The organism is Burkholderia sp. BCC0405 (genome assembly GCF_902833075.1).
In the GTDB taxonomy this organism is placed as follows: domain Bacteria; phylum Pseudomonadota; class Gammaproteobacteria; order Burkholderiales; family Burkholderiaceae; genus Burkholderia.
The window spans coordinates 50,314-65,106 of the sequence record NZ_CADFEO010000005.1 but is presented as its reverse complement, the minus strand read 5'-3'; the positions used below and the strand labels follow the sequence as shown (position 1 = coordinate 65,106).

The 14,793-nt window shown below is 64.7% G+C and carries 15 protein-coding genes and 3 pseudogenes; 7 read left to right on the top strand and 11 right to left on the bottom strand.

All coding sequences use genetic code 11. The features are described from left to right. Positions 1-6: 6 nt before the first annotated feature. From HWX36_RS09665 to HWX36_RS09655, 3 genes are all read right to left on the bottom strand, one after another. Positions 7-480 (bottom strand): universal stress protein, encoded by a 474-nt coding sequence (locus HWX36_RS09665; protein WP_175951888.1) that lies wholly within the window; start codon positions 478-480, stop codon positions 7-9. A 143-nt stretch (positions 481-623) separates the two neighbouring features. After that, entirely contained in the window at positions 624-1,001 is a 378-nt protein-coding gene (locus HWX36_RS09660; RefSeq protein ID WP_347879207.1) for a hypothetical protein, read from the bottom strand. 593 nt (positions 1,002-1,594) lie between these two features. Then, positions 1,595-2,044: a CBS domain-containing protein gene (locus HWX36_RS09655; RefSeq protein WP_175951886.1), complete on the bottom strand. Its 450-nt coding sequence runs from the start codon at positions 2,042-2,044 to the stop codon at positions 1,595-1,597. Positions 2,045-2,202: 158 nt separating this feature from the next. Between HWX36_RS09655 and HWX36_RS09650 the strand changes: the two genes are divergently transcribed. Then, positions 2,203-2,580 (top strand): hypothetical protein, encoded by a 378-nt coding sequence (locus HWX36_RS09650; protein WP_175951885.1) that lies wholly within the window; start codon positions 2,203-2,205, stop codon positions 2,578-2,580. A gap of 73 nt (positions 2,581-2,653) precedes the next feature. Here HWX36_RS09650 and HWX36_RS09645 read toward each other — a convergent pair whose 3' ends face one another. Continuing rightward, entirely contained in the window at positions 2,654-3,535 is an 882-nt protein-coding gene (locus HWX36_RS09645) for an endo alpha-1,4 polygalactosaminidase (RefSeq protein WP_175951884.1), read from the bottom strand. Positions 3,536-4,093: 558 nt separating this feature from the next. Further along, entirely contained in the window at positions 4,094-4,303 is a 210-nt protein-coding gene (locus HWX36_RS09640) for a hypothetical protein (RefSeq protein ID WP_175951837.1), read from the bottom strand. On the opposite strand from HWX36_RS09640, the pseudogene HWX36_RS37740 reads away from it, so the two are divergent. The 3 genes and pseudogenes from HWX36_RS37740 to HWX36_RS09630 all read left to right on the top strand — a co-directional run. After that, positions 4,203-4,565: pseudogene (locus tag HWX36_RS37740) on the top strand (GNAT family N-acetyltransferase); the annotation flags it as partial. The gene HWX36_RS09640 and the pseudogene HWX36_RS37740 overlap by 101 nt on opposite strands. After that, positions 4,566-5,252: a hypothetical protein gene (locus tag HWX36_RS09635; RefSeq protein ID WP_244136349.1), complete on the top strand. Its 687-nt coding sequence runs from the start codon at positions 4,566-4,568 to the stop codon at positions 5,250-5,252. It begins immediately after the preceding pseudogene. Between the two features lie 60 nt (positions 5,253-5,312). Next, the gene (locus HWX36_RS09630) at positions 5,313-6,314 is read left to right on the top strand and encodes a fatty acid desaturase (protein WP_175951882.1); all 1,002 of its coding nucleotides are present in this window, start codon (positions 5,313-5,315) and stop codon (positions 6,312-6,314) included. Positions 6,315-6,436: 122 nt separating this feature from the next. Here the strand turns inward: HWX36_RS09630 and HWX36_RS09625 are convergent, their stop codons facing one another. Then, positions 6,437-6,595: a hypothetical protein gene (locus tag HWX36_RS09625; protein WP_175951881.1), complete on the bottom strand. Its 159-nt coding sequence runs from the start codon at positions 6,593-6,595 to the stop codon at positions 6,437-6,439. A gap of 60 nt (positions 6,596-6,655) precedes the next feature. Continuing rightward, complete coding sequence (locus HWX36_RS09620; RefSeq protein WP_244136348.1) at positions 6,656-7,753, bottom strand: glycosyl hydrolase; 1,098 nt, start codon at positions 7,751-7,753, stop codon at positions 6,656-6,658. Between the two features lie 9 nt (positions 7,754-7,762). Between HWX36_RS09620 and HWX36_RS09615 the strand changes: the two genes are divergently transcribed. Then, entirely contained in the window at positions 7,763-8,080 is a 318-nt protein-coding gene (locus HWX36_RS09615; protein ID WP_175951880.1) for a hypothetical protein, read from the top strand. A gap of 754 nt (positions 8,081-8,834) precedes the next feature. Further along, the gene (locus tag HWX36_RS09610; RefSeq protein ID WP_175951879.1) at positions 8,835-10,238 is read left to right on the top strand and encodes a GGDEF domain-containing protein; all 1,404 of its coding nucleotides are present in this window, start codon (positions 8,835-8,837) and stop codon (positions 10,236-10,238) included. 96 nt (positions 10,239-10,334) lie between these two features. Here HWX36_RS09610 and HWX36_RS09605 read toward each other — a convergent pair whose 3' ends face one another. Continuing rightward, positions 10,335-11,009 carry a lytic polysaccharide monooxygenase auxiliary activity family 9 protein gene (locus HWX36_RS09605; protein ID WP_175952161.1) on the bottom strand — a complete coding sequence of 225 codons (675 nt, stop codon included), beginning with the start codon at positions 11,007-11,009 and terminating at the stop codon, positions 10,335-10,337. Between the two features lie 362 nt (positions 11,010-11,371). Beyond that, positions 11,372-11,548, bottom strand: a pseudogene (locus tag HWX36_RS09600) (IS5/IS1182 family transposase); the annotation flags it as partial. 29 nt (positions 11,549-11,577) lie between these two features. On the opposite strand from HWX36_RS09600, the pseudogene HWX36_RS09595 reads away from it, so the two are divergent. After that, positions 11,578-11,964, top strand: a pseudogene (locus tag HWX36_RS09595) (cupin domain-containing protein); the annotation flags it as partial. Between the two features lie 71 nt (positions 11,965-12,035). Here the strand turns inward: HWX36_RS09595 and HWX36_RS09590 are convergent. Together HWX36_RS09590 and HWX36_RS09585 are read right to left on the bottom strand one after the other, a co-directional pair. Further along, positions 12,036-13,223, bottom strand: a complete 1,188-nt coding sequence (locus HWX36_RS09590; RefSeq protein ID WP_175952159.1) for a M20 aminoacylase family protein — start codon at positions 13,221-13,223, stop codon at positions 12,036-12,038. Positions 13,224-13,292: 69 nt separating this feature from the next. Next, positions 13,293-14,762, bottom strand: coding sequence for an aldehyde dehydrogenase family protein (locus tag HWX36_RS09585; RefSeq protein ID WP_175951878.1), 1,470 nt, complete (start codon positions 14,760-14,762; stop codon positions 13,293-13,295). Positions 14,763-14,793 lie beyond the last annotated feature (31 nt).

The window sequence follows — 14,793 nt, the reverse complement described above, 5'->3', positions numbered from 1 at the left end:
GCGGCACTACGCCGCCGCCGCCGCGGCCGGTGCGGCGTCGCTGCCGCGCACGAGCAGGACCGGGCAGCTCGATCCGCGCAGGAACCGTTCGGCGACGCTGCCGAGGAACAACCGCCGGACCCCGCGCCGACCGTGCGTGCCGATCACGGCCAGATCGATCGACCGGTCGGCGACGTAGCGCTGCAGCCGTTCGGCGATATTCTCGCCGAGCTCGGTCTCGACGAGTTCGGCCTCGCCGTTGACTGCCGCGTGCGCGATGGTCCGTTCCGCGCGCCGCAGGACCGACACACCGTCGCGCCGGATCTCGGCGAGCAATGCATCCGGGTCCATGCGTCCGCCGAACGTGATCAGCAGCGACTTGTCGACGACGAAAACGGCGAACAGGCGGGCGCCGCACGATCGCGCCACTTTCAGGCCCTCGTCGAGCGCCCGTTGCGATGAAGGACTGCCGTCCACGGCGACCATGATGTTCGTGTACATACCGACCTCGCTGGATGAACCGATGCGCCGGCGGCGTTCGGCTTGGCTTTCATCATCGGCGTTCGCCGCACGCGGGCGTTGACGGAGGTCAACGGTTCGAAATCACGCGGAAACCGGCAGGCGCGCGGGCGCGAGACGCCGGATCATCCCGGCGCGACCGGCGCCGGCGCATCCGGCGAGCGTGCCGGATTCACATACGCCCGAAAGCCTCGCTCGATGTCGAGGATCCGCGCCGCGCACGCGTCGTACCGCCAGCCCGGGCCGCCATCGCTGTCGTACATGCCCTTGCACATCGCCTTGAGCCGGATCACCGAGGCGCCGCCCCCCGAGGCCGCGCGCGACGCCCACAAATAGACTTCGCCGGCCAGGAACGGGGGCGCCGTCTCGATCGTATCGGCATCGGCCCGCGTGATCCGGGTCGACGAATGCGCTTCGACGTAGCGGCGTGCAAGGCGCCATGCACGGTCGCATTCGGCAGGAGTCGAACACGGCAGTGCCGCGGCCTGGCGCGTGTCGAACAATTGCGTTTCCGTCGACCGAAAGGCCGCGTTCCGTTCCGCACCGGCGCACGCGCCCAATGCAAGGAGCACGCCGACCGCCCACACCCGTTGTTTCATCACCCTCACCCTGCTTCGCAACGCATCGCGTTCCGCCCGCAATCGGGCGGCATGAACACGCCCGGCGCGAATCCGGCCCTGTCGCGGCCCACATCCCGCATGCGGCGCGCAGTCGCGTGGCCGCATCGCGCGAGCGTTCGAATCGACTGTATGGCCGCCGTCGGGAATGCGGTTGACCTGGGTCAATCGCGCGGCCGGGCGACGCGGACCGCCTGCCGCAAGACCGTCGATGGCCCCCGTGCCTGCCCGTGCGAACCCGTCCGTGCGCGCGGCAGCGACAGGCTTGACGTGCATCAAGCCGGAACGGACTCCGGTCGGCTGCAACAGGGGGCGTCGCACGGTTCGCGGTCGCGGAGGCGCTGCCGGCCGGCATGCCCGGTGCGCCGATCACCGCAACCGTGCGGTCCGGGCATCGCCGCGGTCATTTCCCCTTCGCGGCCGCGCTCGCGCACGCCCTCGCCGCTGGCACGCGGCAACGGCCCCCGGCACGCACCGGCTCATCCCCGCTGCTTCTCCTCGAAGTACGGCTGGCGTGCCGCCACGAGACGCAACTCGTCGAGCAGCGCCGCAGCCGCGCGAAGCAAATCGTCGAGTGAAACGATCCCGACCAGCTCCCCGTCGTCGCCGACGACCGGCAACCGGCGCACACCGTGCTGGCGCATCCGCTTCGCAAGCAGCCAGATATCGTCGTCGACGTGCGCGATCGCGACGGGCTCCGACATGACATCGCCGACGAACAGCGAGGCGGGCTGCACCTCGGGGCTCACCACGGCGAGCACGATGTCCCGATCGGTCAGCATGCCGACCGGCTCGCATCGCCCGTCCCGTTCACGTACGACGATCAGGTCGCCGGCGTGCGCGTCGCGCATCCTGGCGGCCGCGTCGACGACGGTCATCCGTGCGGAGCACGTGGCGACATCGCGGGTGCACAGCATCGCGGCATTCATGTTCGTTCTCCCGGCCGGGGGCGAAGCGGATCATCGGCAGGCGACGCGTCCCGGCCTCGTCGCGGTGACCGCCTGTTCGCACCCGATGAAAACAACGCACATCCGGCTCCGTTGCCGGAAACTGATGCAGGCCCGCGCGATACCGGAGCGGTGGGCGTATGGCGCGCGGCGGCGAAGCCGGTGTCGTCGACACGGCCGAAGCGATCGGCCAGGCAGCACGGGTTGGCGGGATCGCCTTGCCGGCGCCGCGGCTTGCTCGCCAGCACCATCCGGATCGCGATCTCGCGAGGACTCGGCCGCCGGTCGCCAACGACGTCGACCGGCCGCGCCGGGTATCGCGCGGCAGGCAGCGCGTTCAGCGTGCCTGCTTCGGCGCGGATAACGATCCGGCGGCCAGCGGTATCCCTGAAGAAGGCAAGCATGATGGTGTCCGCATCATGAACGTGAAGACGCAAACGGCACGGAACATGCCGGCCTCGCCGATGGCCGGCATGCAGGAACACCCATCTTCGCGCTTGCCGGACAATCCCCGTTGACGCAAGTCATCGAGCGAGCGCGGGCACGCGAAATAGCCACCGACTCGCCCGACGGAAGTCGGCGCCGCGCCGCTCACTCGAACCGGCAAGCCCCGCGCGGCAGCGCCGAGAGCGTGTCGCTCGACAGTTTCAGAATGCCGTCGAAATTGGCCTGATTGTCCGCCGGACAGAAATCCGCGAGCGTCATGCCATCCGGACGCGTGTATTCGACATTGAACACGGCCTTGTTCAGCGCGATAAAGCTGGCGTAGTCGCCGCACTCGTGGAACCTGTTGCATTGCTCGTTGAGCGCCCAGTCGGCCACTTTCGCCATCGCGGTTGCGATCTCCGAGCCGTTCTTCAGACCCATCGACATCCCGCGATCGTGCGCGGCGGCGATCAGCGCCGCGTTGTAGCGCAGTTGATCGTCGCGCGTCAGCGGAAAACCGGTTTCCTGGCGATAGCTGTCGTCGAGGTCCGGCTCGATGCCGTCGCAGCCCTTTTTCTTCGCCTGGTCGAGACGCGCCAGCATCAGCGGCATCAGGATCGCGGTCTGGCGAATGTCCAGCCAGCGTTCGTGATCCTCGTATCCTTCGACGGGGTTGCCGAGCACGCTGTCCGGAAACTTGCCGGCATCGCCCCGGCTGTCTTCGCGCCCGCCCACCTCCATGTAGCAGACGACATAGATGCCCTTCGCCTTCAGGCGCTGGATCGTGCCGGCATCGGTCAGCTCCATGTCGACGTCGAACATCTTGCGCGGGTTGTTCACGCCGTCCAGCACCGTCTCGTTGATCCGGTTGCCGTCGATCTGCCATTGCCAGCTCGTGCCGGGCGCGAGCGGCTTCCACGCGGTGGCTTGCGACGCGCGCGCCGAGGCCGCCGCGACGGCGGTGCCGGGCGCGAGCGAATCCGAGTCGCCTCCGCACGCGGCGAGCAGCAGCATCAGCACGACTGAAGCGAACGATCTGGCGGACATGGCGAATCCTTTGCCTGTTGGGCGGCTTGTCAGGATGCGAGGAAGACACGTGCAGCGGGATGCGGGCGATGACTCTGCCGGTGCTGCGGTGGCGCGGGAATGCGCGAGGCACGTGCGGATGGTAGGCGGGAACGCCGCGTCGATCTGTTCCAGTTTGTCGATTTTTGTCGGCGTGGCGGGCGGCGGCAGACCATCCGCGTCGCGACGGTCAGGAACTGCCGAGGCGGGTCGGCCGCGACCGGAAAATGGATTTTCATATTGCCGCCACTAACACATCAAAAATGAAAAATAAGTACATCCTGTTTTAAAAACGAAGAGCCTAAACCGATACCACATCCATTTTATTTACAACAATCCACCCATTCGACCGAATTATTCAATCCCGGATGGCAATTCTCGAGCACCCCTTTCACATCCTTACCCATTTTCAGGTGACCCGAGGCATCCAATCCCGAGACCAGCCGCACAAGCGAATCCCAACCACCTCCCTTCGTCATTCCCGTTTTCAACAACCATCAACTTCATAATTCAAATTGAATCAGCAATTAATGTATCGATTTAATTTGTTTGACAATCAAACACCACGCTAATTAAAGTCGTCGCCGACGATGCGCAGGCCGCTTCCCTACTGGCGCAGCCATCAACCATCATCAGGGCAAACAACACGATGAATTCAATTGGCAGCAACATGGCAGCAAGAAATAGCATCCGGCCCAACGGCAATGGCCTCCGGCCATTGCGGATACGTCGCGCAACGGTGTCGGACACATCAAAAATCTGCGCACTGTTCGAACGGGAATATGGCGACTCGTCGCACCCCTGTCTCGATGCACGCTACGTAAGGAGCGCCGTATCGAACAAGTCGGAACTGTGGTTCGTCGCCGAAGATGAGACGCAAGCCGCGATCGGTTGCGTCAGCGTCAGCTACAACGCGCAGAATCGCTCGTGGGAATTCGGCCGCGCGATGATTTCCCGGCACCATCGTCACCTGGGCGTACTGTCGGCCCTGATGCAATCCGCGATCGACACGATGCCGGCCACCGATCACGACCTGACATTCGCGATTGCCCGCACCGATATCGCGCTGCGTGCCTTGCAGCGTCATGTCGATGGCGTCGTGGTCGGACACGACGGGTCTCCCGACAGCGCGCATGGCGTGCGGGAACATCACGTCATCGCGATCGGGAAATTCCGTTCGTCGCGCTTCAGGCATTGCCTGCCGCTCTCCCCGATATTCCGCGAATCCGATGGGCTGCGCAGCGCGATCTTCGATCCGCTCGGTGTCGCCGGTACGCCGGAACCCTATCCCGACACCTGTTTCTGGGGGCATGGAGACGATTGTTCGGATGGCTTCACGTTTCGCGTCGACCAGCGGGCCGATGCGATTTATCTCTGCCAGCATGTCGGCGGACCGTTCATGACCGAGCGCGATGTCGCGGCCGATCTGCTTCGTTTCCTGAAACGGCACGGCACGACGACCTATGTTGGCGCGATCGTGCTCGCCGACAAGCTGACACTGGTCAAGACGATGCTTGACGCCGGATTCCACATCACCGCCTATTTGCCGGCGTGGCACTGGAGCCGCGGCGCGCGCTACGACTGCCTGCTGCTCGCCCGGCGGGATGACGGCTTCGCGAGCAAGAACGGACTCGACGCACACATCGACGTGCTCGATGCAGCCTGCCGCGAGATCGGCCAACGCATCCTGGCCGCCTGACATTCGCGCCGGCAATACGCCGCGCCCCCATCCCATCCATCCACTCAATCGAGGTAGCACATGACCCAAGACGAATGGCGCTCGGTCAAGAAGACATTGCCGAACGGACCCACGGGAAACGCCACGCTCGCGCTGTGGCTCGCCGATATCGCATTGCTTGCCGCTGCGTGGGTGCTTTGGCTCGCCGGCGGGTTCGGACGGCTCGCCGCGCTCGTCCTCGCCATGCTCGCACTGATTCACCTCTACCTGATCATGCACGAGGCCATGCATAACGCCGCGTCGAGCACGCGCGGCTGCAACGAGACCATCGGCCATCTCTCCGGATGGATCATCGGATTGCCCTTCCTGCCGCGGCGCAGAACGCATCTGGGTCATCACGCGTGGACCGCGCACCCGTCGCGGGACCCGGAGAATCGCAAGATGATCCAGAAGTTTTCCGTGATGACGGAACGCGACGCGCGCACGCTCGAATTCATCTGGCGGCACTGGATCCCGATGATGGCGTTCAATCATTTCCTCAGCCACTGGATCGCACCGTTCCTGCAACGCGATACGCCTGCGCACCGCGCGAAATCGAATACCGAAATTGCATTCGGCGCGATCTACCTGGCCGGTTATGCGGCGGTCGGCGCGCTGGCATATCGCGCGGGCGTGCTCGGCAACCTCATCGCGTTCTCGACGATTCTATGGGTCGCGTTGCTCGTGGCCGTCGAGCTTCTCAATCTTCCGCATCACGCCGAGATCCCGCTGCTTGCCGACGACGCGGCCCGCCCGCCGCTCTGGGAGCAGGACGTGGTCTCGCACAGCTGCGCCAACGTTCCCGTCTGGTCACGCTGGGTGATCCTGAATTTCAATCTTCATGTCGCCCATCATGCGTATCCATGGTTGCCGTGGTACGAACTTCCTCACGCGCAACGGCTTCTCGATGCATTCGCGCCCGCCGAGCTACCGCGCCAGACCCACGAGTGGGCATTCGCCGTGACCAAGCGACGCCGGCCGCTGCTCGAGCTGATGGGGCATTTCTTCGACAAGCGTGGCGTGTCGTCCCGGGGCGAACACTGACCCGCCGCCCCGACGAGCGCATTCGGCGAGTGCGGCGGCCCGGCCCTCGACACTCGCGCGCATTGTCCGGAGGGCGCTCCGGTCGATCTCGATTTTCTGGCGTCGCGCGCATGCATGAAGCGTCAAGCGACGACGAACGTGACGGTATCCTGATCGATCTGCCTCTTCGCCTGCGCGACGGCCGCGATCCTGCAGATCCGTTCGCATGCGAACGGCAGTTGCCGTTCAAGGCATGCGCCCGGCGATTCCTCCGGATGCCGGCCGCGGCAGTCGGAGACCATGGGACACTTCGTCGCCATGATGCGGGCGGCCCGCATGGTCTCCACCCTGCCCGGCTTCGTTCAATTGCCGGGCGCCAGGTCGTTGGCAAACCGGGTCGTATAACCGAGCGTACCGACCCCGCCGATCGAATTGCACGTCGACGATGCGGCGCCGGGCGGACAATCGACGTCACGGTCGAACGACCAGAAATGGACACCGACGAGGCCATTCTGTTTCACGAACTGCGCAACGGTGTCTGCATCCGCCGGCGTAAAGGTTTCGCCGCTTACATCGTTGCCGCCGATCATCGGCGTCAGCTCGATCTGGCTGTACGGCACGCCCCAGTGGTCGTGCAGGTTCATCGCCGCCTGGATCGCCGATTGCCCCATCTGGCAGGTGCCGTTCGCGACCACGCAGTTCCCCGCCCCGGCCGACCCGTAGTCCATCGTCATCAGGTCGATGGTGTAGTTCTTCAGGCCGACCGCCTGGATCGCCTGCATGACCCAGTCGCCATACACGTTGAAGCTGTCGGGGGCGTTGGCCCCCCAGGAGCTGGCCGTGGTCGCGCCCTGCTGGGAAGGGGCCAGTGTCGCCAGCGTAAAGCTGAAGCGCAGGCCGGGATAGTTCTGCTGGGCGACCGCCACGCGCTGGACGAGATCGTTGATCACCTGTTGTGTCTGCCCGCCCTCGATATCGAAATCGATTCCGATCAGGTTGCTCGAGGCATAACGATTGATGAAGGCCGCCATGCCCGCATCCGTCCCGCACGTGAACATGCCGGCCGCGCCGCCGGTGGAAATCACGTAATTCACATTGGCCGCGGTGAAAAGCGGCACGTTGGCGGCCGCCATCGCGCCGCCGTCGACGCCCGCCCAGTTCTCGCTGCCGCATTCCCCGGTCGCAAACGCGAGCGTCAGCGTACGGACACCGGGTGGCAGCACCGACAGCACCGGGCTCATCTGGCCCGTGACGTTCGACGAGATGACGTTCGTGTTCCAGTTCATCGAAATCGTCGCGTCCTTGTACGGGCTGTAAACGAACGCCGGCGCCGTGCCGGTGGCCGCCGCGCCCGCCGCGGCGGCGCCGGTGCCGAAAGACGACCATGCCAGCAGAAGCGCCAGCGCGCCCCTCAAGGTCGATCGCTGGATGATTCCGGATGGGTTGCTCTTCATGTTCATGTCCTCATCGTGTTTGACGCATTGCCGGCACCTGTCCTTCACGCAAACCATGCCGGGGAATATTTCAGGAAGACGCGCTCCACCCATGCGGGCGAAGCGGAAATCCGCCATGCGACATCGACAGCAAACGCGTGCACAATTGATACGGACTGCCAAATCAACATCGTGCTCATATCCGTCATTCGTTCCCTGCCCGGTGGCCAGGTCATGGATTTTCACCGCCATGCAACCGCCTGCCGCGCCGCTCGCAAAATCAATGGAAGCTTGCTGCACCGGCTGGCGTCAGCGCGCCGCCGGCCCGGTTCCGCGCGTCAAGCAACGGATTGACGTACCCGATGGGCGCCTTCCCGGACGTGGCGGGTCGGTACCGCTGCCGCATGGCCCGGCACCGTCGCTCCGGGCATGGAAAGCAAGGCGAATGAAAGCGAAACGGCGTGTAGCAGAGGGACCGTTGCATTTCTTGAACCCTGTCCCTTCGTCGCTCCGATCTGGTTCATCATTTTCCCTTTCGATTGACAAAGCGCCGCCCAGGTCGAATTCACGGGAAATCAACCTTACAAATTGTCACTTGAAGACAAATTTCGATATTGATTCTGTCTTTATATCAACAACGGAAAAAACCACGACTCGTTCAATACCGGTGAAGCATGTCGTCCGTCACTTTCGCGCACGACCGGATGCCCGGAACGACGCGACGCCAGCGGTATCGTGAAGTCGTCACGCCGGCCCGAGATGGCGCCTGCGATACGATGGCGAACACTGATATTTCGACGGCCGATGTAGTAATGCTTCAATCCGGCGCCCGCACTTTGATTTGTTATACTACATAATCATCCGGCATCAACCCTGGAATCGACTATTTCCACTCATGTCGAAACCCGAAATACTCACGCAATCGCATTGCCGAATTGAAATTGTCGCCATTCGATAATTCAAACGGATATCTCGCAGTCATCCGGATCATTGTTCAAATTGACGAAATTCAGGCGCTGCGATCGTGCTTCGTATTGGCGACCGGCTCGCCATGACATCGTGGTTGCTGTTCTATCCTTGATGCATCCACCGAAACCGGAGGCAGATCATGAACGTCAATGTCGCCGCCCAGGAGTCGGCCCGCACCGCCGAACGGGTCACCCGGGTGTATGCGAGGCTCCTGCTGGTCGGCTTCGCGCTGACGCCTGCTTACCTGATCGCCTATCTGTACGTGTTCCAGGACCCGTCGCTGACATTCGAGAATCACGCCTTCCATGAACTGGCGATCGCGGTCGCCACGCTCGAGGGCGCGTTCGTCACCTATGTCTGCTGGCGCTGCTATCGCCTGTCGGGCGAGCCGTTGCTCCGCTGGCTCACGCTGGGCTTTCTGGGCTTTTCCCTCATCTATGCGTTGCATGGCGCGTTCACCGGCATGGCGCATCACAATATCTGGCTGTTCCTGCTGTACGGGCCGGCGTCGCGCCTGACCATGTCGATCCTGATCCTGGTCGGGCAGTTCACCTACAGTCACAAGGCCGACAGCGCAGCAACCCGCGCCGATCCCCGCATCTGGCTACCCTGGCTCGCGCTGTTCGCGCTCGTCGACGTCGCGGTCGCCGTGATCGCCTTCTCGCCGGTGGCCGGCCACCTGTGGGTACGCCTGTCGATGGAGGGCGGCGCAATGCTGCTCTCGGTCGCGAACGTCGTCGCGCTGGTCATGCGCCGCATCCGCTCGCCGCTGATGACGATCTACGGCATTTCGGTGACGTCGTTCGCGTTCTCGTCGCTCGCCTTCATCCTCGGGCGGCCGTGGAATCACATGTGGTGGCTGGCGCATGCCATTTTTGCGGCCGGCTTCTTCCTGCTCAGTTTCGGCGTGGTGCAGGCCTTTCACACAACCCGTTCGTTTTCGAAGATCTACAGCCAGGAAGAACTGTTTGCCCGGTTGAGGGACGCGATGGCCAGGACGGAGCGCGCCCTGCAGGCGCTTCAACGAACCAACGAAAAGCTCGAACACCTGGCTGCCACGGATCCGCTCACGGGCGCGACCAACCGGCGGCAATTCATCGAAAGCGTGGAAGCGGAAATCAACCGCGCAAAGCGCAATGGCGCGCCGTTCTCGCTGCTCGCGCTCGATCTCGACCACTTCAAGGCGATCAACGACAGTTACGGGCATCAGGCGGGCGACCAGGTATTGCAACGCTTCGTCGACAAATGCGCCGATGCGATCCGGCCGTACGATGGCGTCGCGCGGGTGGGCGGGGAGGAATTCATGGTGCTGCTTCCGCAAGCCGCGCTGGACACCGCGCTGTCGATCGGCGAGCGCATCCGCACGGCGATCGCGGGCACGCCGTTCGAAGCAGGCACCGGCGAACCGATCAAGGTCACCGTGAGCGTCGGCGCGTCCGAATTCGGCCGGGACGGCGAGACGATCGACGCGATCCTGCGCAAGGCCGACGAACGCCTGTACCGCGCGAAGCATCAAGGTCGCAACCAGGTGGTCGCCGGCTAGCCGGTTGCCGTATCGGCGCCGTCCGCGTCGCCTCCGGCAGGCGTTCTTCGCTTCATGACGCCCGGCCATCGCCGGGCGCGTCATGTCGCAGCAGGTTCAGAACGGGCTGCGTGTCGTATCGCCCTGGGTGAACGTCGCGTCGACCACCTGATAGAACGCCATCGCCGTATCCGCGACTTCCCAGACCGCAAGGATGACGTGGTAACCGCTACGCACCGGCAACCGGCATTGGTGAACGGTCGGCTGCTGCGGCACCAGGTTCGCGTTCGGGTTCCAGTAGGGCTGGCCGGGATTCTGAATCGTGCAGAACGGCGTGGGCTCGAACTGCGCGCGCGTCAGCTTTTCCGACGGGTTCCAGTCGGTGCGTGTAATGAAGTAGTTCCAGCGCCGCGTCTTGTGCACCGCGCTGAATTCCCATTTGAAATTCTGCAACGCGCCCGGCCGCAGCGGGATCTTCTGCCAGCGGCCCGGCGACTGCTCGTTCAGCACGGGCAGCGGGCCATTCGTGCTGGCGCCGGCGATTTCGCCGTCCTTCGGCGGTGCGGCATTCTTCGCGTCGTCCGGCGCAAACGGATCGGACAGCCCGCTTTGCGTCGCGGGGAAGAACTTGCCGTTCTCCATCGCGTTCGCGTGCCAGGCGTCGACATGACAGTCCGGATTCTGGCCCTGCGTGCACAGCACGATGCGCGAAGGCGGTTCGGTCAAGCGGCCGTGCGCGTGCGCACCGGCCGCCGCGACCAGCAGCGCCACGCCGGCCAACGAGCATGGCATCACGGAAGCAACGTATCTGCGGATGATCTTTTTCATGAGCCCTCACGGCATTGATGTCGGAACGAATAGGCGCACATCGAGCCTGCAGCAAGATCCCTGGCGGAGATTCCTGTCGACGCGCACATTGATCGGCAAAAGCGGCAGCCCAATGAAACCGCGGCAAGCGATGATCAATCGCCACGCTTTCTGACAAATCGCTTTCACCGAACCGAACCTTATCCGCGAAAATAGAAAAAATAAACGTCCAGTATTGATAGTTTTTTAATTTCAATCAAAGACTTGAATCGTTTTTCATTTCAATTTTTTATGGCTCAAGTTCGATTGCGATATTGAATAAACCGCCAATTCATTCATAAACGGCTTCATAAAGACTGCTGATTCCGCTGCAACGCGTTCCAGCAGATCGAGCAGCAGCCGAGTGTGAGAAAAGCGTCATGAATGTCGGCGCGTCGCGCGAAACGGATACGGAGGCGTCGGAAGTGGTGCAACCAGGCATGCGTGCGCTCAACGGCCGGGCGAACCTTTCCGGGGCCGTTGCCGCGAGGTTCCCCGCGCCCGGCGATACGGGCTGGCGCCTGGCCCGCTCGCGCTGTCGCTCCTGTTCCCCGTTCGGCCGGCGGCCGCCGCACCGCAAGCGTCGGTGACGCAACTGGCCACGGAGCCGTTGTCCAAGCATCCGGGCAAGGAAGTCGAGACGATCGTCGTGAATGACCCGCCCGCCAGCGTCGATCCCGTGCATCGTCACGAGGCGCACGCATTCGTCTACGTGCTCGACGGCGGCATCGTCATGGGCCTGAACGGCGGGAAAACGGTCACGCTCCATGCCGGCGGCACGTTTCATGAAAGCCCGGACGGCGTGCACACGGCCGGACGACACGCCAGCCGCACGAAGCCGGCGAAATTCGTCGTGTTCCCGATCAGGAACACGGGTGCGCCAGTCCCGATACCGGTGAAGCAGCGCGGCCGGGGTCCGGCAACGCCGGGCCGCCTCCCCGCGTCAGCCAGGGCAACGAATCGGGCGCACCGTCACGGCAAGCGCGTGAAGTAATCGCGCGCCAGCGCAACCCAGTACCGGACACCGGCCGGAATGATGTCGTCGTTGAAGTCGTATTTCGGGTGATGGAGCCCCGGCGCGACGTCGCCGGCCGGCGCATTGCCGATCAGCACGTAAGCGCCGGGGCGCTCCTCCAGCATGAAACCGAAGTCTTCGGAGGTCATGTTCGGCGGCACGTTGCGGTCCAGGCGTTCGTCGCCGAACGTCTCGCGTATCACCGCTTCGCACAGTGCGGTCTCGGCCGGCGTGTTGACCGTTGCCGGGTAGTACTGAAAGAATTCCACGTCGACGCGTGCGCCATAGGCGCTTGCCAGCCCCTCGCACATGAGCCGGACGTCGCGCTGCAACTGTTGCTGCAACGCGGACGACAGCGTGCGAATCGTCCCGCGCAGCTCGGCGCTGTCCGGAATGACGTTGTCCGTCGTTCCCGCATGGATCATGCAGACGGAAATGACGCCGGGATCCACCGGATCCTTGTGCCGCGCGGCGATGGTCTGGCACTGCAGCACCATCGAGCACGCGAGCGGCACGGGATCGATACCCAGGTGCGGCTGCGCCGCGTGCGCGCCCTTGCCGGTTACCGTGATCCTGAAGCGCGAGCCCGCGGCCATGATCGGGCCGGTACGCAGTCCGAAGTGCCCGGCCGGCAAACCGGGCCAGTTGTGCATGCCGAATACCGCTTCCGTCGGGTATTGCTCGAACAGCCCGTCGTCGATCATCTTGCGCGCGCCCGCGCCCCCTTCTTCTCCGGGCTGAAACACGAAATGGACGGTGCCCGGCAGTTGCGGCAGGTCCTTCAGCACGCGCGCGGCGCCGAGCAACATGACGGTATGGCCGTCATGGCCGCACGCGTGCATGATCCCGTGCGTGCACGATGCGTGCGCAAAGTCGTTGGCCTCCTGGATCGGCAACGCATCCAGATCCGCGCGAAGCACGATGCCGCGGCCCGGGTCCGCACCGGGCAGGCTCGCCACGACGCCGGTGCCGCCGAGGCCGCGCGACACCGCATAACCGAGCGCCTCCAGCTCGCGGGCGACGACGTCGGCCGTCCGGTGTTCTTCGAACCGCAGCTCGGGATGCGCATGCAGGTCGCGCCGCAGCTTCGCCCAGTGCGCGTGATGCGCGAGCAGCGACGTATCGGGAATGACGGGGTTTTCCAATTTCGGCACCTTCGGAAAGAAAATGGCTTCCATGCTGTCGCGCCGCCGCGTTCGCACGCGGCGGCCGCGTCAGTCGTAATAGCCGACGATCGACTTGATCTCCATGTACTCTTCCATCCCCTCGATCCCGTACTCGCGACCGTTGCCCGACTGCTTGTACCCGCCGAACGGCGCCTGCGGGTCCCATGCCGGATAGTTCAGGTGCACCTGCCCCGACCGGATGCGCGCCGCCACCGCGCGCACGCCGTCCTTGTCGGCGCCCTGCACATGTGCGCCGAGCCCGTAGACCGTGTCGTTCGCGATGGCGATCGCCTCTTCCACGGTGTCGTACGGCAGGATGGCGAGGACCGGACCGAAGATCTCCTGCTGCGCGATCGCCATGTCGGGCCGCACGTCGGAAAAGATCGTCGGCCGCGCGTAAAAGCCCTTGTCGAACCCTGCGGGCCGGCCGGGACCGCCGGCGATCGGCTTGGCCCCTTCGTCGATGCCGGTGTCGATCATCTGCGCGACCCGGCCGAACTGCGCACGATTGGCCAGCGGCCCATGCGTCGTCGCGTCGTCGAACGGATCGCCGACGATCAGCTGCTGCGCGGCCGCGACGGCCAGATCCTCAACCGTGCCGAGCCGGTTGCGCGGCACGATCATGCGGGTCGGCGCGCTGCACGACTGGCCCATGTTCCGGAACGCGGCGGCCACGCCCGGCGGGATGGCCAGCGACAGGTCCGCATCCGGCAATACGAGGTTCGGCGACTTGCCGCCCAGCTCCTGCGCGACGCGCTTGACGGTCGGGGCCGCGGCTTGCGCCACCAGCACGCCCGCGCGCGTCGACCCCGTGATCGACACCATGTCGACCTGCGGGTGCGACGCGAGCGATGCGCCCACCTCCGTGCCGCTGCCGCTCACCAGGTTGAACACGCCGGCGGGCACGCCCGCATCGGCGATCACTTCCGCAAACAGCAATGCGCTGAGCGGCGACAGCTCGCTGGGCTTCAGCACCACGGTGCAGCCCGCCGCGAGCGCCGGGCCGACCTTCGCGGTGATTTGATAGATCGGCCAGTTCCATGGCGTGATCAGCGCGCAGACGCCGATCGGCTCGCGCGCGACCGCGGTGGTCCCCCGCCGCGTGACGAACGGGTAGCTCGCCAGGTTGTCGCGCGCGACCCGGATATGTTCCGCCGCAAGCGGCACATGCGCGCCGCGCGCATAGGCGATCGGCGCGCCCATCTCCATCGCGAGCGCCAGCGCGAACGACTCCGCACGCTCGAGGATCAGCGCATGAATGCGGTCGAGCAGCGCGGCGCGCTGCCGCGGCGACGTCGCGGCCCAGCGCTCGAACGCGTTGCGCGCGGCCTGCACCGCGCGATCGGCGTCGCGCGCGCTGCCGAGCGGAATGTCGCACAGCGTGTCTTCAGTGGACGGGCAGACCACGGCGAACCGGTCGCCGCCGTCGGGCAAGACCCAGTCGCCGTCGATGAAGAAGCGGTCGAGCCTGCCGGCTTGCATCAGGTGACGAACAGGAGAACTGACGGATGAATTCATTGCTGGGTGTCCTTGAGTCGGTACCACGCGC

Bases quoted from the DNA above. Each gene is read 5' to 3' on its own strand.
- HWX36_RS09605 (WP_175952161.1), bottom strand. From the start codon at position 11,009: ATGCCATGCTCGTTGGCCGGCGTGGCGCTGCTGGTCGCGGCGGCCGGT.
- HWX36_RS09665 (WP_175951888.1), bottom strand. From the start codon at position 480: ATGTACACGAACATCATGGTCGCCGTGGACGGCAGTCCTTCATCGCAA.
- HWX36_RS09650 (WP_175951885.1), top strand. From the start codon at position 2,203: ATGGCGCGCGGCGGCGAAGCCGGTGTCGTCGACACGGCCGAAGCGATC.
- HWX36_RS09655 (WP_175951886.1), bottom strand. From the start codon at position 2,044: ATGAATGCCGCGATGCTGTGCACCCGCGATGTCGCCACGTGCTCCGCA.
- HWX36_RS09625 (WP_175951881.1), bottom strand. From the start codon at position 6,595: ATGGTCTCCGACTGCCGCGGCCGGCATCCGGAGGAATCGCCGGGCGCA.
- HWX36_RS09585 (WP_175951878.1), bottom strand. From the start codon at position 14,762: ATGAATTCATCCGTCAGTTCTCCTGTTCGTCACCTGATGCAAGCCGGC.
- HWX36_RS09630 (WP_175951882.1), top strand. From the start codon at position 5,313: ATGACCCAAGACGAATGGCGCTCGGTCAAGAAGACATTGCCGAACGGA.
- HWX36_RS09645 (WP_175951884.1), bottom strand. From the start codon at position 3,535: ATGTCCGCCAGATCGTTCGCTTCAGTCGTGCTGATGCTGCTGCTCGCC.
- HWX36_RS09610 (WP_175951879.1), top strand. From the start codon at position 8,835: ATGAACGTCAATGTCGCCGCCCAGGAGTCGGCCCGCACCGCCGAACGG.
- HWX36_RS09620 (WP_244136348.1), bottom strand. From the start codon at position 7,753: ATGAACATGAAGAGCAACCCATCCGGAATCATCCAGCGATCGACCTTG.
- HWX36_RS09635 (WP_244136349.1), top strand. From the start codon at position 4,566: ATGCCGGCCACCGATCACGACCTGACATTCGCGATTGCCCGCACCGAT.